Here is a 22,309-nt window from a genome sequence, read left to right as displayed (position 1 = left end):
CCGCGTGTCTCCCCGTACTCGCAAGCCCGTCACAAGTTCGCCGCAAGTGGACACCGACAAGGTGATCGACATGAACAGCTCCGGACAAAAAGCCCAACTCACCGCCGTCGAACCCGACCTCAGCGGCATCCTGCTCGCCCACCGCGCCATGGTCACCGATATCGGCCGGCTGGCCGACCTGCTCACGGGTATCGCCCAGCGGCGCACGCCGTGCAGCATCAAACGGGCCCGCGCCATCACCCGCTACCTCGAGTTGATGTGCGAGTCGATCCACCACCACCACAGCATGGAGGACGACGTGTTGTGGCCGATCATCGAATCCTCGGCCGCCGGGCTGGTCGATCTGACCGAGCTCACCGAGGATCACGCCACGCTGGACCCGCGCCTGGACCGCCTGCGCGCCATGGCCACCGCGTTCGCTCGCTCCGGTGAGCCGGACCTGGCGCGTCCGCTGGCCGCCGCGCTGGCCGATCTGCACCGGCTGCTGCACGCGCATATCGCCGACGAGGAACGCGACCTGTTCCCGGTGATCCGTCGACACGTCTCGGTGGCCGACTGGGAGGCCGTGGAGACCGCGGCGCGCAAGAGCGGACGGTTGTCGTTCGACGGGCCGCGGGTGCTGGCGGTGGCCACCGCGACCGAGCGCGCGACGATCGCCGCCGCCGTGCCGGGCCCGCTGATGCTGCTGTTGCGCTATCTGGCCCGACGGCACGACAAGCTGGAGCGCGCGGTCTTCGGCTGAGCCTTCTGCCCCGGCGAAACTCGCGTACCCGGGGTGAATCCGGCGATCCCGACCCCGGGTACGCGGGTTTCGCCGGGGGTTGAAGATCTCAGCGGATCAGCGCCTGGGCGGCGACGCCGAGCCGCGAGCCAAGCTCGGCGGCGGCCGCGCGGTACGTCGCGGCCTGCGCAACGTCTCCGTCGGCCTCGGCGACCGCGGCCAGCGCGGCGTCCACCGGGCCGGTGAGCAGGGTGCCGTTGTCCAGTCCGGCCATCCGCCCGGTGTACGGTCGCAGCTCGGCGGCGACGCGGCGGGCCTCGTCGAGGTCGCCGAGGGCGATCGCGGCGTGCACCCGCATGGTGGACATCGCCACGAAGTAGTAGGACCGCTCGATGGGCGAACGTTGTGACCAGATGTCCTGCGCCTCAGCGGTTCTGCCGCATTGCTGCAGCGCCAGCGCGGCGCCGTCGGCGATGGTGCGCGACACCGTGTGGTGCACGGCCACCAGGTCGTCGGCCATGGCGGCGAGGTCACCGCGCACCAGCGCGGCGCTGACCCGCCCGACCAGGGCGACCAGGGCACCGTTGGCCACCCCGTACTCGGCCAGTTGCGCGGCCGCGGCCAGATAGCGCTGTTCGCCGTCGTCCGGCCGGCCGGCCAGCACGGTCAGCTGCGCGTCGAAGGCGTCCAACACCCCCAGCAGGAAGCCGAGCTGACCGGTGCCGGCCCGTGCCACCGCCAGCCCGACGCGTTCGGTCGCGGCGGCCAGATCGGAACGCCCCGCGGCACTGAGGAACAGCAACCAGTGCGCGACGGCCTGATAGTCCACGGCGTCGACGGCCTCGGCCACCGAAAGCAGTTCGGCCGCAGAGCTTTCCCGCTGATCGGCCAGATCGGGTCCCAGACAGGCGAACGCCCAACCGTTCAGCGCCGCACAGAACAACCGGTGATGCGCCGCGGGATCCTGCGCGTACAGGGTCCGCGCCAACTGCAGCGCTTCGCCGACGGCGGCCAGCGCCGCCTCGTGTTCGGCCCCTTCCACTTCCATGAACAGCGCGAGCAGCAGCCGGACCCGCACCTGTGGCGGATGGTGCTCGCCCAGCGTGCGGCGCAGCGGGTCGACGATGACCGGATCGATGAAATCGCCCATACGCAAACGCCATACCAGCGGGGCGTCCATCGCCGTCAGCGCCCGCACCGTCAGCTGCGGATCGCCGCCCACGACGGCCATGATGCGATGCAGTTCCTCGCGGGCGGCGATGGCGTCACCGGCACGCGCCAGCGCGCGGATCAATCCGCACCGCGCCGGCACCGCCTCGATCCCCACACCACCGGTCAGGTCGAACATCCGCACCGCGGCGCGCCACTGCCGGGCGGCCTCCACCGGCGCGCCGACGGCATCGGCCTCGGCGGCGGCGGTCATCGCGAAATCCGCGGCTTCGGCGGCGGTGTCGGCGGTCGCCGCGGCGACGGCGTGATGGGCCAGCGAGGCGGCATCGGTGCCCCGTCCGCGCAGCAGGTCCAGCGCCGACGCGTGCAGCCGGGACCGCCGCAGCACCGAGGTGTCCTCGTACAGTGTGTCGCGGATCAGGTTGTGCGCAAACCTGATCCGTCCCGGCGCCGGCTCGTCCAGCAGACCGGCCAGCACGGCGGGTTCCAGCGCGTCGAGCAGTTCGTCGTCATCGCTGCGGGCCAGCTCACCGAGCAGCGTGATGTCCACCTCGCGGCCCAGCACCGCGGCCTGACGCAGCGCGGTCACGGTCTGTGGCGGTAGCCGGGCCAGCCTGCGCCGCAGCACATCTCCCACGCCGGCAGGGATGCGCCCGTGCGCGGCGTCGGTGCCCTCGGCGGCCATCAGCCGGGCCAGCTCCCGGGCGAACAGCGGGTTGCCGCCGGTGCGTTCGCGCAGCAGCCGCAGCGTCTCGCGCGTCACCGCGGGCAGGCCGCAGTCGGTGGCCAGTTCGGACAGCGCAGTGTCGTCCAGACCCGCCAGCTTCAGGTGGGCGGCGGTGTGATTGGCCAGCGCCGCCCGGGCCTGGCCCAGTTCGGCGGCCGACTCCGACGGCCGGTAGGTGCCGATCACCAGCACCCGCCGGGCGGCGAGCCGGTCGGCGGTCAGCCGCAGCAATTCCAGGGTCAGGCCGTCGGTGCGGTGCAGGTCGTCGAGCACGATCAGCAGCGGCGCGCGGTCGGCGGCGCGGGTCAGCACATCGGCGAGTGCATGGGCGATCCAGAACGCGCCCGCACTGTCGGTGCTGGTGCCCGGATGCAGCAGCGGGCCCAGCGCATCGGTGTGCGGCACCTGCGGGTCGCCCAGGGTGGTCAAGACCTCGCTCCACGCCCAGCCGGGCGGGGCGCCGTCGACCTCGGGGCTGCGCCCGGCGGCGACCGTCCAGCCGGCGTCGCGCAGCCGGGCCGCGGCGGTGTCGACCACGGTGGTCTTACCGGCTCCGGCCTCGCCGCCGATCCAGACCACCTTCAAGCCGTCGCACAGCGCGGTCGCGGCGGCGGTGTCGATGGCGCGCAGTTCCTCGGCGCGGCCGCGGGTCCCGCGCCCGGTGGGCACCTCGTGATGCGCCGGGACGGTCACCGGCTCCAACGCGATGGGGTCCAGGTGATCGGCCTGGCGCAGGATGTCGCGTTCCAGATCGCGCAGTGCGCGCCCGGGTTCCAGGCCGAGCTCGTCGACCAGATAGCCGGTGGTGCGTCGCAGCACGTCCAGCGCGGCGACCTGATGCCCGCAGCGGTAGTGCGCAGCGGCCAGCAGGCAGGCCGCGGCCTCGCGGGCCGGATGGTCACGCACATGGGACTCCAGGGCGCGCACGGCGGCGGCATGGTTACCCAGTCCGGCCTGTGCGGCGGCGTGGGCCTCGACCGTCGCCAGCCGCAGCTCACCCAGCCGCGCAACCTCCGGGGCCGCCCACAGCGCATCGCGCACCTCGGCGTACGGATCCCCCGACCACGCCGCCACCAGTTCCTCCAACAGCGGGGCCGGCTGCCCCGCCTGCTCGGCCGCGGCGAAACCGGCCTCCAACGCCCACACATCGACGCACGCATCGGGCAGCCGCAGGCAGTACCCGGGTGCGGCGCTGACGATGACCCGGGCCGGGGCCCGGCGCTGCCGGCCGGGTTCGAGCACCCGGCGCAGATGCGAGATGTAGGCCTGCAGCGCGGCCAGCGCCTTCGGCGGGGGTTCGCCGGCCCACAGATCCTCGATGAGGCGGTCGACGGAGACCACCTCGCGATGGGCGAGCACCAGTCGCAGCAGCACCGACCGCTGCTTCGGACCGCCGAGATCGACCGCGCGCCCGTCCACCTCGGCGCGAACGGGTCCGAGCACACGGATCCGCACCGCGGGAAAATCGTGCTCGATCATGGTGTGCCGACCTTAACCGGAGGCGCGTCTGCCGACATACTTTGCGGGTGGCGCTCACCGATCGGCGGGAACTGGCCGCGGTCTTCGTCGGCGGCGGCATCGGCACCCTGGCGCGGGCCGGCCTGACCCACGCGCTGGCGGTCCCGCCCGGACACTGGCCGTGGGCCACCTTCATCGTCAACATCGTCGGCGCGGCGCTGCTGGCTTTCTTCACCACGCGGCTGCTGGAACGGCTCCCGGTGTCGGGGTATCGGCGCCCGCTGCTGGGCACCGGGCTGTGCGGCGGGCTGACCACCTTCTCCACCATGCAGGTCGAGACGGTGGTGATGCTGGAGCACGGGCACTACGGGCTGGCGGCCGGCTACACCGCGGCCAGCATCGGTCTGGGACTGTTGGCGGCGCAGGCGGCCACCGCGCTGGTCAGGCGGGCCCGGCCATGACGGTGTGGGTCGGCGTGTTCGTCATCGGCGGGCTCGGGGCGGTGTGCCGCCTGCTCGTCGACCGGCTGGTGTCCCGGCGTTTGGGGAGCGGATTCCCGGTCGGCACGCTGGCGGTGAACATCAGCGGCGCCTTTCTGCTGGGCCTGCTCGGGGTCGTGGCGCTCAGCCCGCACGCCGCGCTGCTGGCCGGTACGGCGTTCGTCGGCGCGTACACCACGTTCTCGACCTGGATGCTGGAGACCCAGCGGCTGGCCGAGGAGCGGCGCGGGCGGTCCGCGGTGCTCAACATCGTGGTGAGTGTGGCGCTGGGCTTGGTCGCGGTGTGGCTGGGTCAGCTGGTCGGGAGGCAGCTGTGACGCGCCGACTGACCGCCTATTTCGACGAAAGACAGCGCGGCGCAGACGGTTTTGTCGCCGACTCGCTGCTGGACATGTTCGCGGAGCGCGCGGTCGCCGACAGTGTGGTGTTGCGCGGTATCGCCGGGTTCGGCCCGCGCCACGAATTGCGCACCGATCGGGCACTGAGCGCCTCGGAGGATTTGCCGCTGGTGCTGACGGCGGTGGACACCGATGAGCGCATCACCGCGCTGGCCGAGCAGGTCGTGGGCGAAGTGCAGCACGGATTGGTGACGCTGGAGCAAGTGACCGACGCGCCCCACGGTGAATGCGCGCTGAGCCTGCAACTGCGGCGTCATGACCGGTTCCGGGATGTCACCGATCTACTGCACCGTCACGGATTCCTGGGCGCCGCTGTGTATCTCGGCGTGGACGGCACAGTGCGAGGCCGACGGCAGCGTGCGCGGTTCTTCGGCGCCAACACCGAGGTGCCGTTGCTGGTCGACGCCGTCGGCACCGCCGAAAAGGTGGCGGCGGTGCGGTCCGCGCTGCCCACAGCGGTGGTGCGGCCGGTACAGGTGTGCAAACGCGACGGGGTGCTGCTGGGCACCCCGATCGCCTGGCCGGCCACCGATCCGGCCGGTCGCCCGATCTGGCAGCGGCTGACCATCCACACCGACGAGGCCACCCGCCGAGACGGGGTACCGATCCACCGCGGCATCGTCGACGCACTGCGGGAGCGAGGCACCGGCGGCGGTGTCACCGTGCTGCGCGGCGTCTGGGGTTTCCACGGGGCCCATCGGCCGCACGGGGACCGGTTGTTCCGGGTCGCCCGTCGGGTGCCGGTCACGACGGTGCTGGTGGACACCCCGGACCGGATCGCGCGGTGTTTCGACATCGTCGATACCTGGACCGGGACCCACGGCCTGGTCATCAGCGAGGTGGTGCCCGCGGCGGTGTCCATCGATTCGGGCCGATTGCTGGGTGGCACCGCATTCGCCGACACGAGTGGGGCCTAGCACATCAGGTAAGCCTACCCTGAGTAAATTCTCAGGTGTAGGGTCGCCGAACATGGAAATGTCACAGTCCGAAGCGGTGAACCCTCAGCTCCTGGCAATCCTGCGTGAAGACCTCAACATCGACGTCAGCAGGGTCAGCCGCGATTCCCGGCTCGTCGACGATGTCGGCATGGACTCGGTGGCGTTCGCCGTCGGCATGGTCGCCATCGAAGACCGCCTCGGTGCGGCGCTGGACGAGGAAGACCTGCTGAACTGCGAGACGCTCGGCGACCTGGAGAAGATCGTGCTGGCGAAACTGCCTGCGGACCAGGCCAACTCGTGACCACAGCGCCATCGGTTCTGGCGCACGCCCTGTCGGCGTCGATGACCTCGACCGACCGTGCGCTGGCCGTGCTCGATACCGAGACCGGGAACTGGAACCGTCACCCGTGGGGTGAAATCCACGCCCGGGCCGAGAACGTCGCCGCCCACATCTGCGATGACGGAGCAAACGTCGTCGGCCTGGTCGGCGATCCGACCGCCGAATTCATCTCGGCCATCCCGGGCGCCTTCCTGGCCGGCGCCGGTGTCTCGATCCTGCCCGGGCCGGTGCGCGGGGCCGACCCCAAGCGGTGGGCGCGCGCCACCCTGGACAGGTTCGCCCGCATCGGGGTGCGCACCGTGTTCAGTCACGGCTCGCACCTGCGTGAACTCGGCGCCGCCGACAGCCACCTGACCGTGCACGATGTCAGCCGCATCGCGCACCCGCACCGCTCGCACACCCACACCGGCACCGTCGGTGCCGCCGATACCGCGGTGCTGCAGGGCACGGCCGGCTCGACCGGGACCCCGCGCACCGCACAGTTGTCGCCCGAGGCGGTGCTGGCCAATATCCGCGCCCTGGTGTCCCGGGTCGAGGTCACCGCCGCCGACTGCGGTCACTCCTGGCTGCCGCTCTACCACGACATGGGTCTGTCGTTCGTGCTCACCATGGCGCTGGCCGGGGCCGAACTGTGGCAGGCGCCGACCACGGCGTTCTCGGCCCAGCCGTTCGGCTGGCTGAAGTGGTTGACCGACAGCGCCGCGACCGTCACCGCGGCTCCGAACATGGCCTACAACATCGTCGGCAAGTACGCCGGCCTGGTCCGCGATGTCGACTTCGCGCACCTGCGCTTCGCACTCAACGGCGGTGAGCCGGTCGATTGCGACGGCAGTCGGCTGTTCGCCTCGGAGATGGCGCGCTTCGGGCTGGATCCCGGCGCGCTGGCACCGTCCTACGGACTGGCCGAATCCAATTGTGCCGTCGCGGTTCCCGCGCCCGGAAGCGGACTGCGGGTCGATGAGATCCACGTCGTCACCGACGACGGCGGTTATGCGCGCAAGCACGCCGTGCTGGGTGAGGCCATTCCCGGGATGGAGATCCGCATCGCGACCAGCGAGCGGTTCTCCGGTGACGTGTCCGACCGCGAGGTCGGCGAGGTCGAGATCCGCGGCACCTCGATGATGCACGGCTACCTCGGCGAGGCCACGGTGGACCCGCAATCCTGGTTCCCCACCGGCGATATCGGCTACTTCCTGGACGGCAGCCTGGTGATCTGCGGGCGCGCCAAGGAGATCATCACCGTGGCCGGGCGCAACATCTTCCCGACCGAGATCGAGAACGTCGCCGCTCAGGTCGAGGGCGTGCGCGCCGGCGCCGTCGTCGCCGTGGGCACCGACGGCCCGGCCACCCGGCCCGGTCTGGTGATCGCCGCCGAGTTCAAGGGCGCCGACGAGCCCGCCGCCCGCACGGCCATGGTGGCGCTCATCGCCTCCGAATGCGGTGTGGTGCCTGCCGATGTGGTGTTCATGCGGCCCGGGTCGCTGCCGCGCACCTCCTCGGGCAAGCTGCGCCGCCTGGAGGTCAAACGAAATCTGGAGGGTGCCGGACAATGACCGTGATCGACGATCGCCCCGTCAACACCTCCCTGCAGGAATTCGAGGAGCTGCTGGACCGGGTCTTCGATGACCGGGTCCGCGCCTGGACCGCCGAGGCCGAACGCACCGGCAAGTTCCCCCGCGAGCTGATCGAATACCTGGGCCGCGAAGGGGTTTTCGCCGCCAAGTGGGGTGACGCGCAGCAACCCGATGTCGCCAAGGTCATCGCGCTGGCGCTGCGGCTGGGCAAGCTCGGGTCGGCCGGTATCGCGGTCGGGGTCAGCCTGCACGACTCGGCCATCGCGCTGCTGCGCCGGTTCGGCCGCTCCGAACACCTGCGCGCGATCTGCGAGCAGGCCATCAGCGGGCAGACCGTGTTGTGCGTCGGGGCCTCCGAGGAGTCCGGCGGTTCGGACCTGCAGATCGTCGGGACCACCGTCCGATCGGTGCGCGACGGGTTCGAGGTCACGGGCGTCAAGAAGTTCGTATCCCTGTCCCCCATCGCCGATTACGTGATGGCGGTGGCCCGCAATGTCGACAACGATCCGGACAGCAGGCATGGCAACGTCGTCGTCATCGCGGTCCCGCTGCATGATCCGGGTGTGCAGGTGCAGACGCCCTACAACAAGGTCGGCGCCGGTCCGCTGGACACCGCCGCGGTGCACATCGACACCTGGGTGCCCGCCGATGCGCTGGTGGCCCGGGCCGGAACCGGGCTGGCCGCGATCTCCTGGGGGCTGGCGCACGAGCGGATGTCGGTGGCCGGCCAGATCGCCGGCAGCTGCCAGCGCGTGCTGGGAATCACGTTGGCGCGCATGATGAACCGCAGCCAGTTCGGCCACACCCTGTACGAGCATCAGGCGCTGCGGATGCGGATGGCCGATCTGCAGGCCCGGGTGGATCTGCTGCGGCACGCGCTGACCGGTATCGCAGCGGGCGGCAAGCTCGACCTGCGCACCGCCGCCGCGATGAAGGTGTGCGCGGCCCGTCTCGGCGAGGAGGTGGTCTCCGAATGCATGCACATCTTCGGCGGCACCGGCTATCTGGTCGACGAGACACCGCTGGGTCAGTGGTGGCGGGACATGAAACTGGCCCGCGTCGGCGGCGGCACCGATGAGGTGTTGTGGGAGTTGGTCGCCGCGGCGATGAAACCCGATCATGACGGCTACGCCGAGATGATGGGCGCCATGGCCTGAGGGACAGCGGCGCTCAGCGCAGCGCCGGGATGTCCTCGGGGGTACGCGGGAACACGTACAGCGCCATCTTGCGGTTTGCCATCTGGTGTTCGCCGAGAAAGGTGCAGCCCACATACTCGACGAGGCGGCGGGCGCCGGCGTTGCGGTGGTCGGGGTCGAACATGACCCGTCGGCACTGCGGTTCCCGGTCGAAGATATCGGCCATCAGCTTCGGCAGCATCAGCGGTGCGATGCCCCGGTTGACCAGCCGGGTGTCGGCGATCGCGGCGTGCACACCGAGGTCATATGGATCGGCCTCATACCGCGTCGCGATGGAATCCTTTGCGGCTCGGTACACTTCGATGTACCCGATGTCCTCACCCTTGCGACTGGTCAGGAACGGTCGCGAAAACGTTCCGGCCAGTTGGGCTTTCAGGTACAACCGCCAGCGTTCCGGCGGCCAGGCGTACTCCCACGCCTGCACCAGGTGCGGCAGGTTCATCCATTCCGAGATCATCTCGGCGTCCTTGTCGGGATCGACCAGGCGTACGCCATACGGGCCTTTGACGGTGGGTGTCAACGGCGGACCCACCCGACGCACCTCGTCCGGGACATCGGTCAGCTCGCGCGGCAGGATCGGCAGCGGCTCGTCAATCTCGATCATTTGACCGCCGAGCCTACCTGCCGACGTGATCTTGAGGTCGGCTACATCGGGGGCCGTGACGATGCACACCCATGATGAGATCGTAGGGAGATGAATCGCGACTTCGTCGAGGAATTGCGAAGGTGGGAGGACACCGGTGCGCACTGGGAGGTGGTGGATCGCCGGCCCGACCGGCTGACCATCGCGCTGCTGCGCTGCGACGGTGGTGAGGAGGTCGATCGCTTCACCTCGACCGACCCAGCGTTGCTGGCTTTCGTCGGATCCCGGGACCGCTCGGCTTAGAGTCGTCGCTGTGCAGATCCCGATCAGCCCGGCCGCCGACCAGGTCGCCGCCACCGCGCTGGCCGATGCCGCCGAGGAGCGGGAGAACATCGAGGCGCTGGACGCCGAACCGCCCACCGCCGACCCTGCGCTGCCGTTGCAGAAGATGGAGAACCGGCTGGTGCGGTTGCACCTGGCCCATCCCGGCATCCTCGATGACGAGCAGCTGCGTCGGCTGCGCTATCTGCTGAACTTCGCGAAGCTGGCCGAGTTCGAGCCGGGCGCGGCCGGCCCGGGCGGCACCCGCGGCCGCGGTGACGTGTCGGTGGCCGCCGAGCTGGCCACCTGGCGCGAGCGGGTCACCGATCTGCTGCACGGGCCGCTGCGCAACGAACGCCACGCGGTCACGGCGCTGAAGGCCGCCCGGCAGGTGCTCGGTGTGCTGTCGGCCGGTCAGGACGAGCAGCGCGCGCTGCTGATCGAGCGGCATGCCGATGACTTCTCGGCCGCCGAACTCGACGCCGAGGTGGGCCACAAGAAGCTGGTCACGGTACTCGGGGGGCGGGGGCGGCGCCGGCTTCGTCTACATCGGCGGCATGCAGCGGCTGCTGGAGGCCGGTCAGGTCCCCGATTACATGATCGGCTCGTCCATCGGATCGGTGATCGGCGCGGTGATGGCCCGCTCGCTGCCGGTGCCCATCGAGGAGTACGTGGCGTGGGCCAAGACGGTGTCCTACCGCGCCATCCTGGGACCCGAGCAACTGCACCGCAGGCACGGCCTGACCGGCATGTTCTCCCTGCGCTTCGACGAGTTCGCCGACGCGCTGTTCACCCGGGAGGACGGTGAGCCGATGCGGATGTCTGATCTGGGCATTCCGTACGAGGCGGTCATCGCCGGGGTGCGCCGCCAGCCGTTCGCCGCGCTGCCGGCCAAGTTCCGCCATCAGGAGTCGGCCGTGTTGCGGCTGCGCACGCTGCCGTTCCTGCCGATCGGGATCGGCCCGGAGGTCGCCGCCCGGCTGTGGCAGGCCGCGGCGTTCATCGACTCGCGGGTGGTCAAGGCCATCGTCGTCGGCGGGGATGCCCTGACCCGCGATTTCAACGTCGTGGACGCGGCTTCGTTCTCGTCGGCGATTCCCGGTGTGCTGCACCATGAGACCCGCGATCCGCGGATGGTGCCGATCCTCGACGAGGTGTTGCGTGCCCACGATATCGGCGCGATCGTCGACGGCGGCGCGGCCAGCAACGTGCCGGTGGAGTTGGCCTGGAAACGGATCCGCGACGGGCGCCTGGGCACCCGCAACGCGGTCTACCTGGCGTTCGACTCCTTCCACCCGCAGTGGGATCCGCGCCACCTGTGGCTGGCACCGATCGCGCAGGCCATCCAACTGCAGATGGTGCGCAATCTGCCCTATTCCGACCACATCGTGCGGTTCTCGCCGACCCTGTCCCCGGTGAACCTGGCACCGTCGACCGGTGCGATCGACCGGGCGTGCAGCTGGGGTCACAAGCGGGTGGACAAGGCCATCGGCGTGACATCGACGCTGCTGCAACCGATCTGGTGGGATGACGCGCTCTCACCCACCGGCGTCCGGGCGGCCCGGGACACCGCCACGCCGATGAGCACGGTGCTCTCGGAGGCGTCGCGGCCGCGCAACCGCTTGCAGCGGTGGCGCAACCGACACATCACCTAGAGATCGCTCGCATCGTCGGGAACATCGACGGCATACTCGGCCAGCACCTCCAGCGGGACGATGGCCAGGGCGCGTTCGTGCGTGCACGCCATCACCACCGGTGCGGCGTAACCGTCCTGATAGGCGCGCAGCCAGTTCACCGCCGTCACGCACCACCGGTCACCGGGCACCAGTCCCGGAAACCGGTACTGCGGCATCGGGGTGCTCAGGTCGTTGCCGATCGAGCGCTGATGCTCCAGGAACTCCGCGGTCACCACGGCACAGATGGTGTGCATCCCTGCGTCTTCCGGGCCGGACGAACAGCAGCCGTCCCGGTAGAAGCCGGTGACCGGGTCGCTGCCGCAGGGCTCGAGCGGGCCGCCCAGCACATTGAGTTCGGGGTGTTCGGGCATGACCCCATCATGCCGCCGACATCACAGCGCGCTGACCGCCACCCCGTTGACCGTCACGCCGATCAGTTGATACAGCCACGCCGCGACGTTGGTGTAGGCGGTGGCGATCGCGTTGGACCGTTGCAACGCCAGGTTTCTGAACGTGATGCCGCTGACGCTCGCGCCATTTTCGGCGATCATGCCCAGGATGCGGCCGGCGGTGATCGGGGTGCCGCTGATCGTCAGGTCGGCGATGGTCACATCGCGCACGCTGGTGGCCGCGTTACCGGCGTACACCAGCACCGCGCCGTGCACCACGGTGGAGCTGGTGTTGGCGTTGGTGACGGTTCCGCCGAGGATCCGCACCCCGTCCACGGAGCGGGTGTTGTAGCTCCATTCGGTGGCGATGTACACGCCGGCCGAGTCGGTGTCGCGCACGGTGATGTTGTTGTAGGTGATGTTGGTGCCGCCGACGACGCTGACCCCGCGTCCCCAGGTGGTGCCGTTGACGGTGGGATTGTTGATGGTGATATCGCGGCTCATGCCGCCGACATCGGGAACATAGGACACCACGGCGATGCCGTCGTCACCGGTCCATTCGGTGTACGGGTTGTTCAGCACCCCGTTGTGGGAGCCGTTGGTCATGTGGATACCGTCGGCGCGGGACCGGATCACCCGGACATCGTTGAGCTCGAAATAGCCTGCGTTGTCCAGGTATATCCCGGCGCCGGCGGAGCCGTGGATGGTGACGTCGGTGACGGTGACATGGTCGGCCATGATGACCAGCTTGTGATGCTGCGGGGCGTAGTACCGCGGGCCGGTCAGCGCCGCGGCCAGCGTGATGTCGTGCAGTGTCACCCCGTCGGCCAGGATCTGCACCGACGAGGTGTCGTCGTTGGTGGCGTACAGGGTGGCACCGTTGCCGTTGATGGTCACCCCGGGTACCCGGATGGTCAGCACCCCGGAGTGCCGGTAGGTCTGCGGTGCCAGCGTCAGGGTGTCACCCGGCTTGAGGGCGTCGAACATGCTCTGCAGCAGGCCGGTGCTGTCACCGGGCACGGTGGTGCTGCTCGGCGCGATCTGCACCGTCACCGCGATCGTGGCCGAACCGACCTGACCGTCGTTGGCGGCGACGTGAAAGGTGACGGTGTCGATGCCCGGGGTCTGCGCGGCGGCGTCGCGCGCGGCCTGGGTGGGTGTGAAGGTGTATCCGCCTTGGGCATTGATCAGCAGCGTGCCGTTGGTCGGTGCCTTGGTGACGGTGTAGGTCAGCGGGTCGCCGTCGGGGTCGGTGAAGTTCAGGTGCCCGGTGACGACGCCGGTCTGGGCGTTGGGCGCGCCGACCGTCGGGGTGCCGGCCACAGGTGCGGTGTTCCCGCGGCCGATGGTCAGGGTGCGCAGCGAGTTGTCCACCATGTCGGTGATGTAGATCTGGCTGCCGTCCGGGCTCAGTGCCAGGCGGTGCGAACCTGTTTCGGCCCAGCCGTCGATGGTCACGGTGCGCAAGACGGCGCGCGTTGCGGTGTCGATGATGGCGACGGTGTCGCGGCCGTTGGCGACGTAGAGCAGGCTCGCATCCGGGCTGAGGGCGATGCCTTGCGGTTGCGCGCCGACGGTGATGGTGGCGATCACCGGGTTGGTGGCGGCGGGGTCGATCACCGACACGGTGCCACTACCGTGATTGGTGACGTAGATCCGTGAACCGTCGGCGGCCGCCACCATTTCGGAAGGGTTGGCGCCCACGGTGATCGGGCTGCCGACGATCCTGTTGGTCACCGTGTCGATCACCGAGACGGTGCCGCTGCCGCCGTTGGCGACGTAGAGACGCGATCCGGCGAGCACGACGCCGCCGGGCCTGCTGCCCACCCCGATGGTGGCGATGACGCTGCCGGTCGCGGTGTTGAGCACCGAGACGGTGTTCTTGCCGTAGTTGGTCACATAGGCGCGGGTGCCGTCGGCCGAGACGTCGATACCGTAGATCTGTCCGCCGTTGGTGGTGATCTTATGCACGACGGTGTTGGTGGCGGTGTTGACCACCGAGACCGCGTTGCTGCCGCCGATGTACAGGCGGGTTCCGTCGGGGCTCAACGCGATTGCCTTGGGCGAGCTCACCACCTTGATGGTGCTGGTGGCCCCGGTGGTCCGGTCGATCACCGAGACCGAGTTGCTGCCGGCGTTGGTGACGTAGATCTTGGTGCCCGACACCACGACTCCGGCCGGGCTCCAGCCCACGCCCTTCGACGACGGGCCCGACACCACCGACGGCAACACCGGCACCGTGACGGTGACCGTGGTGGTGTGTGTGCCGTCACCGACGGCGACGGTGAAGGTGTCGTGATCGGCCGCGGTGGTGATGCCGGCGGCGAAGCGGGCCGCCGCGGTCGGCGTGTAGGTGAAGACACCGGTCGTCGGGTGCACGGTGAGCACACCGCGCGCCGGCCCGCTGGTGACGTGGTAGCTCACCGGGTTCGGCGCGGAGCCGTTGATGGCGCCGGTCACGGTGCCGGTGTTCTGGTCCGGTGCGCCCTGGGTGGGCGACGCCGACGGCGGTGTCGCGGTGACGGTGGTCAGCAGCAGCGCTTCTTCGGTCTGGCGGCGGGTCCACGCCAGCAGGGCCAGCGCGGCCGGTGTCTGCACCGGGATGTCGGGCGCACCGTCGGCGGCGGGTCCCGATGAGATGGTCTCGGCCGTCATCGGCGCGGAAGCCGTGCCGGACGTGATGACCTCGGGTTCCGGCGCTGTCGGCACCGCCGGTGCGGGAACCGGGATTTCGGCGGGCTGGGCCGGTGGCGCGGATTCGACCGGTGGTGCGGCGTCGAGATCGACGGCTTCGGGTTCGGGCTCGGTGATCGTCGGGGCGGGCTTCTGCGGGGCAGCGTCACGGCAGGTGGTGCAGGAGATCGCGGTCCGAGAATCGCGCTTGCGGGTACTGCTCGCGGTGGTCTCGGGCTTCGGGTCTTCGGCCGTGGGTTCGGTGGGTTCCTCGACGTCCGGGGCCGCGGGTGGCTCGGGTTGCGCGTCTTCGGGTTCCGGGTCCGGATCGCCGGCCGGGGTGTCGGCTGTCGATTCCGCGGGGGCAGACGGTTCGGCGGGCTCCGAGGACGCGGTGTTGGACTCGCCATCGCTGCGGCCGGGTTCGGTGTGGCGGAGGCGATCGCCGGGGCGCCGAGGATTGCGTACCCGATTCCGAGGGACACCGCCAACGCCCCGATGCGGCCGATATGCGTTGCACAATTCGTTGCCATGAACCAGCCCGTCCGAGTGGGAGGCGAACCTCGTATTTGGTTGTTGCATTCGCGATCATGGCCAATCCGACCCGAATTGCATGCTCTTTCAATGAATATCCTGCAAATTCCCTGGCAGACGCAGTGATTGCGTCCACCGCCCGGAGTCAATTCCGAACGCGTCAAAATTTGCTGTAAATGCAGTTTGATGCAGAGACTGCGGCATATGGCCCGCCGCATTTCGATTAGCTGAAATTGCCAGAATTGCAACCGCATGCAGACTCATCCGCAGCGGTCGGTCGCCGGTCTAGAGTGTCGCCCGTGGTACTCATGCTCATGGTGCGCGTCATCGACGTCGTGGTGCGCGCCGTACGACTGATGGCGAGCGGATCCCCGGCGGGCATCGCGCTGCTGGCGATCGTCGTCGTGTTGTTCACCGCCGGGGCGTTCTCGGCCGTCGTACTCGCGGCGTGGCTGTTGGCGATGATGCAGAACAACCACGGCTGGATGGATGCCGTCCTGCCCTGCGCACTGGGCGGAACCTGCGTTCCCTAGCCGGGTTCCACCACCCACGCACCGCGGCGCAGCACACCCGCCACCGTCAGATCCGCATCCAGCACCACCAGATCGGCCGCGTTCCCCGCGATCAGCCGCGCATCCGGCAATCCCAGCGCGCGCGCCGGGTTGACCGAGGACTGCGCGACCGCCGACAGCAGTGCCTCATCGCGTGCTGATCCGCTGTGCGTCACCGCGAACCGGAACACATGGTCCATCGTCGCGGTGCTGCCGGCGATGGTGTCGGTGCCCGCGACGCGGGCCACCCCGTGGGTCACCTGCACGCCCAGCGGGCCGAGCTCGTAGTGGCCGTCGGCCATGCCGGTCGCGGCCATCGCATCGGTGACGAGCGACACCCGCTGCGGCCCAGCGCTTTGCACCACGTGCCGGTAGATCGCCGGGCCGATGTGCACGCCGTCGGTGATCACCTCGACGGTGACCCGCGGATCCTCCAGCAGGGCGATCACCGGGCCCGGTTCCCGACGATCGATGGGACGCATGGCATTGAACAGGTGCGTGCCCACCGTCGCGCCGGCGTCGATCGCGGCCCGGGTCTGCGCGTAGCTGGCCTCGGTGTGCCCGACGGCCACCACCACGCCCGCATCGGTCAACTGCGCGATCGCTTCTCGGGCGCCGTCGCGTTCCGGGGCCAATGTCACCATCCGCACCGCGCCACCGCCGGCGGCGAGCACCCGCTCGATCTCGGCCGGATCCGGATCCCTCATCAGCGCGGGTTCATGGGCACCGCAACGGAGTTCGGACAGCCACGGCCCCTCCAGGTGGATACCGTCGAGCAGGCCCGCGCGCACATCGGCCGACAGCGCACCGACCTGACGCAGCACCTCGTCGGGGGCGGCGGTCACCAGCGAGGCCACCAGCGAGGTGGTGCCGTGGTGGCGATGGATCCCGACGGCGGTCGCCGTCTCCTCCGCGGTGCCCGCGGTGAAATTCGCCCCGGCCCCACCGTGCACGTGGGTGTCGACGAAGCCCGGCACGATGGTCACCGCACCGAGGTCGCGGTCGACGGGTCGCGGCGGCGCGCCGGTACCGACCGCGCGGATCTCGGTGCCGGATACGTCGATCCAGCCGGGCCGCAACAGATCCGCGCCCGTGGCCAGGGTTTCAGCGGCCAGCAGCACTCAGATGCCCTGCCAGTCGGGCTTGGACCGGTAGGTCTCGCGGTAGTACTCGGCCAGTTGCAGGCGCCGCGCCGCGGCACCGTCGAGCAGCACCGTCACATGCGGATGGTGCTGCAGCACGCTGGCCGGCCACATCGCGCTGACCGCACCCTCCACCAGGTGGTGCACGGCCTCGGCCTTGCTGCGCCCGGTCGCCACCAGGACCACGTGCCGCGCATCGAGGATGGTGCCCAGGCCCTGGGTCAGGCAGTGGGTGGGCACCGCATCGATATCGTCGTCGAAGAATCGGGCGTTGTCGGAGCGGGTCTGGGCGGTCAGCGTCTTGATGCGGGTGCGCGAGGCCAATGAGGATCCGGGTTCGTTGAAGCCGATGTGACCGTCGGTGCCGATCCCGAGGATCTGCAGATCCACTCCCCCGGCGGCCCGGATCGCCGCCTCGTACGCCGCGCAGGCGGCCGGGATGTCGGCGGCCAGACCGTCGGGGCCCTGCACGGCGCCGTCGGCAAAATCGACCCGCGAGACGAACACCGTGTCGATGACGTTGCGGTAGCGCTCCGGGTGATCGGCGGGCAGGCCGACGTACTCGTCGAGCGTGAAGCCGCGGACCTGGGCGAACGAAAGCCGGCCTGCCTCATGGCGTCTGGTGAGTTCGTCGTAGATGGACAGCGGTGACGATCCGGTGGCCAAGCCCAGCACCGCGTCGGGTTTGCGGGCCAGCAACGCGCTGATCGCGTCGGCGGCGAGGGTGCCGATCGCGGCGGCGTCGGGCGCGATGATGACTTCCATCAGCGGTGTGCCTCGAACAGTCCGGCGCCGACCGTCAGGTGCGCACCCACCGGCGGGGTGACCGTGATGTTGGCGGGTTCGCGTTCGTCCATGACCACCACCGGCACGATCGGGTTGAGACCCTTGGCCACCACCGACGGGATGTCGTAGGTGATGACGACCTCGCCGGCGGTCACCGCCGCGCCCTGCTGCAGGTGGGTGGTGAACCCGTCGCCGTTGAGCGCGACGGTGTCCAGACCCAGGTGCACCAGCACGCCGACGTTGTCGGCGGTCAACACGACGAAGGCATGCGGCATCAGTTTGATCAGCTTGCCGCTGACCGGCGCGACGGCCTCGACGACCTCGTGCGGCGGGTCGATGGCCGCGCCGTAACCGACCATGCCTTGGGAGAACACCGGGTCGGGAACGTCGCCGAGGGCGACCGCGCGGCCGGGCACCGGGGCGATAACTGATGTCGTCATGGTGCCAACAGTAGGCCGAAGACGGTCTTGGGCACCGGTGTTCTCGTCTAAGCTCCCGCCAATGACAGGGTCCACGAAACCGCAGAGCAGTCGCCGAATTCCGGGGTTCGCCCAGTTGCAGCGCCTCGGCAAGAGTCTGATGTTGCCCATCGCGGTGCTGCCCGCGGCCGGCATCCTGCTGCGGTTGGGCCAGCCCGATCTGCTGGGCCGCATCGAGTCGCCGGTCATCGGGCCGTTCTTCCAGGCCATGAGCGCGGCCGGCGGTGCGCTGTTCGACAATCTGGCGTTGCTGTTCGCCGTGGGTGTGGCCATCGGGTTCGCCAAGAAGGCCGACGGTTCCACCGCATTGGCGGCCGTCGTCGGCTATCTGGTGATGGACAAGGTGTTCGAGACCATGTCGCCGTTCGTGCTCGACGGCGTGCTCGACAAGGCCGGCGAACAGGCGCAGATCAACTACAGCGTGTTCGGCGGCATCGTCATCGGACTGCTGACCGCGTGGCTGTTCGACAAGTACCACACCATCGAATTGCCGTCCTACCTCGGCTTCTTCGGCGGCCGCCGGTTCGTGCCGATCGTGGTGTCGCTGGCCAGCCTGTTCGTCGCGTTCGCGATGAGCTACTTCTATCCGATCTTCGATGCCGGCCTGACCAGCCTCGGTGAGTTCATCGGCGGGGCGGGAGCGATCGGCGCGTTCGTGTACGGGTTCGCCAACCGGATGCTCATCCCGGTCGGGCTGCACCACATCCCGAACTCCTATATCTGGTTCCTCTACGGCGATTACGAGACCCCCAACGGGGTGGTGACCGGTGAGCTGACGCGCTTCGCCGCCGGCGATCCCACCGGCGGGCACCTGACGGCGGGCTTCTATCCGATCCTGATGTTCGGTCTGCCCGCCGCGGCGCTGGCGATGATCCACGTCGCCAACAAGAAGCAGCGCAAGATCGCCGTCGGCATCCTGTCGGCGGCCGCGTTGACGGCGTTCCTCACCGGTGTGACCGAGCCGCTGGAGTTCGCCTTCATGTTCGTGGCGTTCCCGCTGTACGTCATCCACGCGGTGCTGACCGGTCTGTCGCTGGCGATCGCCTACGCGCTCGACATCCATCTGGGGTTCTCGTTCTCCGCGGGCCTGATCGATCTGTTGCTCTATGGCGGCGCCCCCGCGGCGAAGAACATCCCGCTGCTGGTCGGGATGGGACTGGTCTTCTTCGTCGTGTACTACCTGCTGTTCCGCTTCGCCATCACGCGGTGGAACCTGCGCACCCCGGGCCGCGAGCCCGAAGAGGAGTTCGAGGCCGAGGAGGCCGCCAATGTCGGCGCCGGCACCGAGTCCACCACCGCGGTCAGCTCCGGAGCCGACGCCGGCCGCACCGAGCAGGTCATCGCCGCGTTCGGCGGTAGGGAGAACCTGGTGAACGTGGACGCGTGCATCACCCGGTTGCGCATGGAGGTCGCCGACCCGGCCAAGGTCGATCAGGCGCGGCTGAAGACGCTGGGCGCCGCCGGTGTCATCGAGGTCGGCAACAACGTGCAGGCGGTGTTCGGCACCGAGGCCGAGGCGCTGAAGAACGACATCCTCGGCGTGCTCTGATTCAGCGGCAGTAGTCGTGCGTCGCGTATTCCAGCGCGCGGCGAAACACCGGATCGAGGTTGCGGTTGACCGTCACCTCGGTGATGGCCGCCTCCCGCTCGGCGGGACACGACGGGTCGTGCAGTTCCGGCTGACGCTGCGCGATCTCGTCGACCATCCGCTGGTTGAGGGTGTCGATTGTGGCGCGGGTGGCGGCCAGGTCGGGTGCGGTGACCGGGGCCGTGGCGGGGTCGAGCTTCCAGTGCGCAAACAGGCTGTGCTGCAACGAGACCGTGGCGTCGATCTGGTCGCGGAAGATGTCGCGCACGTAGGCGGGGTCGGCTCCGCGGGTCTGGGCGGCGGCCGCGACGGTGTCGAGGACCTGCTGTTCACGCTGTGGGTCTTCGATGGCGCCGCCGGTCAGGTATTTCGAGGCGGCGACGGGGTCGGCGGTCTGCAGTCGCTGGGCGGCGGCGTCGACGAGCGGCTGCAGCGGGCTGAGCACGTCGGCGGCGGCGGTCGGGGCCGCGGTGGCTGCGGCAGCAGCGGTCAGGGCGGCGGCCAGCAGCAGCCGCATCAGCGGGCCCCGCGCAGCAGCCGGCCGGGGCGCTTGCCGGTGTCCACACCGTCGCGGCGGGTGACGACGCCGTTGACGATCGTCGCGGTGTAACCGGAGGCGCCCTGCACCAGCCGGTGCCCGCCGGCGGGCAGATCCCAGGCCATCTTCGGTGCGTGCAGGGTCAGCGCGTCGAGGTCGATCACGTTGAGGTCGGCCTTCTTTCCGATCTCGATGACCCCGCGGTCGGTCAGCCCGAACAGCTGCGCGGTGTCATGGGACTGTTTACGCACAACGTACTCCAGCGGCAGCTTGGCGCCGCGGTGACGATCACGTGCCCAGTGCGTCAACAGGAAGGTCGGGTATGAGGCGTCGCAGATCATGCTGCAGTGCGCGCCCCCGTCGGACAGGCCGAGCACGCCGGCGGGGTGGGTCATCATCTCGCGGATGGCGTCATGGTTGCCCTCGGCGTAGTTGAACATCGGCAGCATCAGCATGGTCGACGCGTCGTCGCCCAGCATCAGGTCATACATCGCGGCCAGCACGTCCTGGCCGCGCGCCTCGGCGATGGCGGCCACCGTCTTGTCGCGGGTGGGCTCGTAATCGGGCGGCTCGCCGAGTGAGTACAGCCGGTCGGCGGAATACTGGGCCAGCGCGAACATCCCGTCGAACAGCACATTCGGGTCGATCGGCAGGTCCTCTTCGGCCAGGATCGCCTGGCGTACAGCGGGTTCGGCGAGCCTGGCGGCCAGTTCCTCGCGGCTGCACCCGGCCTTGAGGGTGCGGTAGGTGGGCCGGTGGGTGAAGGCGTGATGGCCCGGGAAACCCAGCAGCATGCCGAACGGGCGGGCCGCGACCTGGGGGTGCAGCCGGCTGCCCGCCTCGTGCGCGGCCGCCGAGAGATCGAGCTGTTCGCGCCACAGGTGAGGGTCCGCATCGACCTGGATCAGTGCGAAGCTCAGCGCGCAGTCGATCTCCTCGCCGAGGCGGCGCATCCATTCCAGTTCCTTGCGGGGCGCGATGATGTCCTCGCCGGCCGCGCCCTGCGGGGCGAGTTCGAACACCGCGCCGCCGCCGGCGGCGGTGGCGCGGCCGAGCGCGAACAGTTCGTCCTCGGCGGCGAAGGTGCCCGGCACGGGTTCGCCGTCCATGGCGCGGTGGGCCAGCGTGCGTGACGACGAAAAGCCCAGTGCCCCGGCCTCGATGGCCTCCTGCACGATGCGGCTCATGACCGCGATGTCCGCAGGCGTGGCGGGTTCGTTGCGGGCGCCGCGCTCGCCCATGGCGTAGGCGCGCACGGTGCCGTGGGCGATCTGGCTGCCCATGTCGACGGCCAGTTCGCGGCGGCCGATGACGTCGAGGTAGTCGGCGTAGCTTTCCCAGCCCCAGGTGATGCCCTCGGTCAGTGCCGTGCCGGGGATGTCCTCGACACCCTCCATCAGCTCGATCAGCCATTGCTCCTGGCCGGGGCGCACCGGGGCGAATCCGACCCCGCAGTTGCCGGCCACGACGGTGGTCACGCCGTGGCTGGCCGACGGTTCCAGCACATCGTCCCAGCTGACCTGGCCGTCATAGTGGGTGTGGATGTCGACGAAGCCGGGGGCGACGATCTTGCCGGTGGCGTCGATGGTTTCGGCGGCATCGCCGTTCAGCGGAGGGTCGTGCGGGCCGCGCCGGTGTACCGCCACGATGCGTCCGTCCTTGACGGCCACGTCCGCGGTGAACCGGTCCGCGCCGGTGCCGTCGACAACCGTTCCGCCGATGATCTTGAGATCGAACACGACTCGCTCCTTCGGTTCCCTTGGATCGTGTGTAGCACTTGGGGCGCCGCGGACTAGGCAGATTTGTAAAAGTGTTCACTGTCGGCTCTCCGGCCGATATACCCCGCGCAACGCTTACGCGACTTCGACCTCACGGTCGTCGATCCGGGCAGTTCCCCGGCCGGCAACGACCCTGCGACCGATCTCGCCGCAAGATCGGCTCTAGGGCGGTGAAAACCCCAACGCACCCGATGACGCACGACCCTGATGTCAATCTCGGCCAACGGTCCGCACCCCTATCCGGGCAGA

General features: G+C 69.6%; 19 protein-coding genes and 1 pseudogene. 11 read left to right on the top strand and 9 right to left on the bottom strand.

The genetic code is table 11. The features are described from left to right. The first annotated feature begins 70 nt into the window (after window positions 1–70). On the top strand, window positions 71–742 hold the full coding sequence (locus ACWDUN_RS01075; protein ID WP_449923395.1) for a hemerythrin domain-containing protein: 672 nt from the start codon (window positions 71–73) through the stop codon (window positions 740–742). Between the two features lie 88 nt (window positions 743–830). Here ACWDUN_RS01075 and ACWDUN_RS01070 read toward each other — a convergent pair whose 3' ends face one another. After that, on the bottom strand, window positions 831–4,097 hold the full coding sequence (locus ACWDUN_RS01070) for a BTAD domain-containing putative transcriptional regulator (RefSeq protein ID WP_449923392.1): 3,267 nt from the start codon (window positions 4,095–4,097) through the stop codon (window positions 831–833). Between the two features lie 47 nt (window positions 4,098–4,144). Here ACWDUN_RS01070 and crcB (ACWDUN_RS01065) point away from each other — a divergent pair, with 47 nt between their 5' ends. From crcB (ACWDUN_RS01065) to mbtN, 6 genes are read left to right on the top strand one after another with little or no spacing between them, the layout of a single operon-like run. Then, window positions 4,145–4,537, top strand: a complete 393-nt coding sequence (gene crcB / locus ACWDUN_RS01065; protein ID WP_449923390.1) for a fluoride efflux transporter CrcB — start codon at window positions 4,145–4,147, stop codon at window positions 4,535–4,537. After that, window positions 4,534–4,893 (top strand): fluoride efflux transporter CrcB, encoded by a 360-nt coding sequence (gene crcB / locus ACWDUN_RS01060; protein WP_449923388.1) that lies wholly within the window; start codon window positions 4,534–4,536, stop codon window positions 4,891–4,893. Before crcB (ACWDUN_RS01065) ends, crcB (ACWDUN_RS01060) begins: the two co-directional genes overlap by 4 nt. Beyond that, entirely contained in the window at window positions 4,890–5,891 is a 1,002-nt protein-coding gene (locus ACWDUN_RS01055) for a DUF190 domain-containing protein (RefSeq protein ID WP_449923385.1), read from the top strand. Before crcB (ACWDUN_RS01060) ends, ACWDUN_RS01055 begins: the two co-directional genes overlap by 4 nt. 52 nt (window positions 5,892–5,943) lie before the next feature. Further along, complete coding sequence (locus ACWDUN_RS01050; RefSeq protein ID WP_449923382.1) at window positions 5,944–6,213, top strand: acyl carrier protein; 270 nt, start codon at window positions 5,944–5,946, stop codon at window positions 6,211–6,213. 17 nt (window positions 6,214–6,230) lie between these two features. Then, complete coding sequence (gene mbtM, locus ACWDUN_RS01045) at window positions 6,231–7,805, top strand: long-chain-fatty acid--ACP ligase MbtM (protein ID WP_449926136.1); 1,575 nt, start codon at window positions 6,231–6,233, stop codon at window positions 7,803–7,805. Then, the gene (gene mbtN, locus ACWDUN_RS01040) at window positions 7,802–8,983 is read left to right on the top strand and encodes a mycobactin biosynthesis acyl-ACP dehydrogenase MbtN (protein ID WP_449923380.1); all 1,182 of its coding nucleotides are present in this window, start codon (window positions 7,802–7,804) and stop codon (window positions 8,981–8,983) included. The genes mbtM and mbtN overlap by 4 nt, the downstream gene beginning before the upstream one ends. 13 nt (window positions 8,984–8,996) lie before the next feature. Here mbtN and ACWDUN_RS01035 read toward each other — a convergent pair whose 3' ends face one another. Beyond that, complete coding sequence (locus tag ACWDUN_RS01035) at window positions 8,997–9,626, bottom strand: GNAT family N-acetyltransferase (RefSeq protein WP_449923377.1); 630 nt, start codon at window positions 9,624–9,626, stop codon at window positions 8,997–8,999. Window positions 9,627–9,716: 90 nt separating this feature from the next. Between ACWDUN_RS01035 and ACWDUN_RS01030 the strand changes: the two genes are divergently transcribed. Together ACWDUN_RS01030 and ACWDUN_RS01025 are read left to right on the top strand one after the other, a co-directional pair. Then, window positions 9,717–9,908, top strand: a complete 192-nt coding sequence (locus ACWDUN_RS01030; RefSeq protein WP_449923375.1) for a hypothetical protein — start codon at window positions 9,717–9,719, stop codon at window positions 9,906–9,908. Window positions 9,909–9,966: 58 nt separating this feature from the next. Further along, window positions 9,967–11,581, top strand: a pseudogene (locus tag ACWDUN_RS01025) (patatin-like phospholipase family protein). Here the strand turns inward: ACWDUN_RS01025 and ACWDUN_RS01020 are convergent. Together ACWDUN_RS01020 and ACWDUN_RS01015 are read right to left on the bottom strand one after the other, a co-directional pair. After that, window positions 11,578–11,973, bottom strand: coding sequence for a DUF2237 family protein (locus tag ACWDUN_RS01020; protein WP_449923372.1), 396 nt, complete (start codon window positions 11,971–11,973; stop codon window positions 11,578–11,580). The pseudogene ACWDUN_RS01025 and the gene ACWDUN_RS01020 sit on opposite strands and share 4 nt — an antisense overlap. A gap of 21 nt (window positions 11,974–11,994) precedes the next feature. Beyond that, complete coding sequence (locus tag ACWDUN_RS01015) at window positions 11,995–15,186, bottom strand: Ig-like domain-containing protein (protein WP_449923369.1); 3,192 nt, start codon at window positions 15,184–15,186, stop codon at window positions 11,995–11,997. 311 nt (window positions 15,187–15,497) lie between these two features. On the opposite strand from ACWDUN_RS01015, the gene ACWDUN_RS01010 reads away from it, so the two are divergent. Continuing rightward, window positions 15,498–15,731: a hypothetical protein gene (locus ACWDUN_RS01010; RefSeq protein WP_449923366.1), complete on the top strand. Its 234-nt coding sequence runs from the start codon at window positions 15,498–15,500 to the stop codon at window positions 15,729–15,731. Here the strand turns inward: ACWDUN_RS01010 and nagA are convergent. From nagA to ACWDUN_RS00995, 3 genes are read right to left on the bottom strand one after another with little or no spacing between them, the layout of a single operon-like run. Beyond that, window positions 15,728–16,870: an N-acetylglucosamine-6-phosphate deacetylase gene (gene nagA / locus ACWDUN_RS01005; protein WP_449923363.1), complete on the bottom strand. Its 1,143-nt coding sequence runs from the start codon at window positions 16,868–16,870 to the stop codon at window positions 15,728–15,730. The genes ACWDUN_RS01010 and nagA overlap by 4 nt on opposite strands. Continuing rightward, complete coding sequence (nagB, locus tag ACWDUN_RS01000; RefSeq protein WP_449923360.1) at window positions 16,871–17,656, bottom strand: glucosamine-6-phosphate deaminase; 786 nt, start codon at window positions 17,654–17,656, stop codon at window positions 16,871–16,873. It lies immediately after the preceding gene. Continuing rightward, the gene (locus ACWDUN_RS00995) at window positions 17,656–18,117 is read right to left on the bottom strand and encodes a PTS sugar transporter subunit IIA (protein WP_449923357.1); all 462 of its coding nucleotides are present in this window, start codon (window positions 18,115–18,117) and stop codon (window positions 17,656–17,658) included. The genes nagB and ACWDUN_RS00995 overlap by 1 nt, the downstream gene beginning before the upstream one ends. Window positions 18,118–18,178: 61 nt before the next feature. Between ACWDUN_RS00995 and ACWDUN_RS00990 the strand changes: the two genes are divergently transcribed. Next, window positions 18,179–19,705, top strand: a complete 1,527-nt coding sequence (locus ACWDUN_RS00990) for a PTS transporter subunit EIIC (RefSeq protein ID WP_449923354.1) — start codon at window positions 18,179–18,181, stop codon at window positions 19,703–19,705. A 1-nt stretch (window position 19,706) separates the two neighbouring features. Here the strand turns inward: ACWDUN_RS00990 and ACWDUN_RS00985 are convergent, their stop codons facing one another. Further along, entirely contained in the window at window positions 19,707–20,261 is a 555-nt protein-coding gene (locus ACWDUN_RS00985) for a chorismate mutase (RefSeq protein ID WP_449923351.1), read from the bottom strand. Further along, a complete protein-coding gene (locus ACWDUN_RS00980) occupies window positions 20,261–22,021 on the bottom strand; it encodes an N-acyl-D-amino-acid deacylase family protein (protein ID WP_449923348.1) in 1,761 nt (586 codons plus the stop codon). Before ACWDUN_RS00980 ends, ACWDUN_RS00985 begins: the two co-directional genes overlap by 1 nt. Between the last annotated feature and the right edge of the window lie 288 nt (window positions 22,022–22,309).

The sequence above is a fragment of the Mycobacterium sp. NPDC003323 genome, from assembly GCF_053589535.1.
Note: the sequence above shows the minus strand (reverse complement) of the source record. Positions and strands in the feature narration are given on the sequence as shown.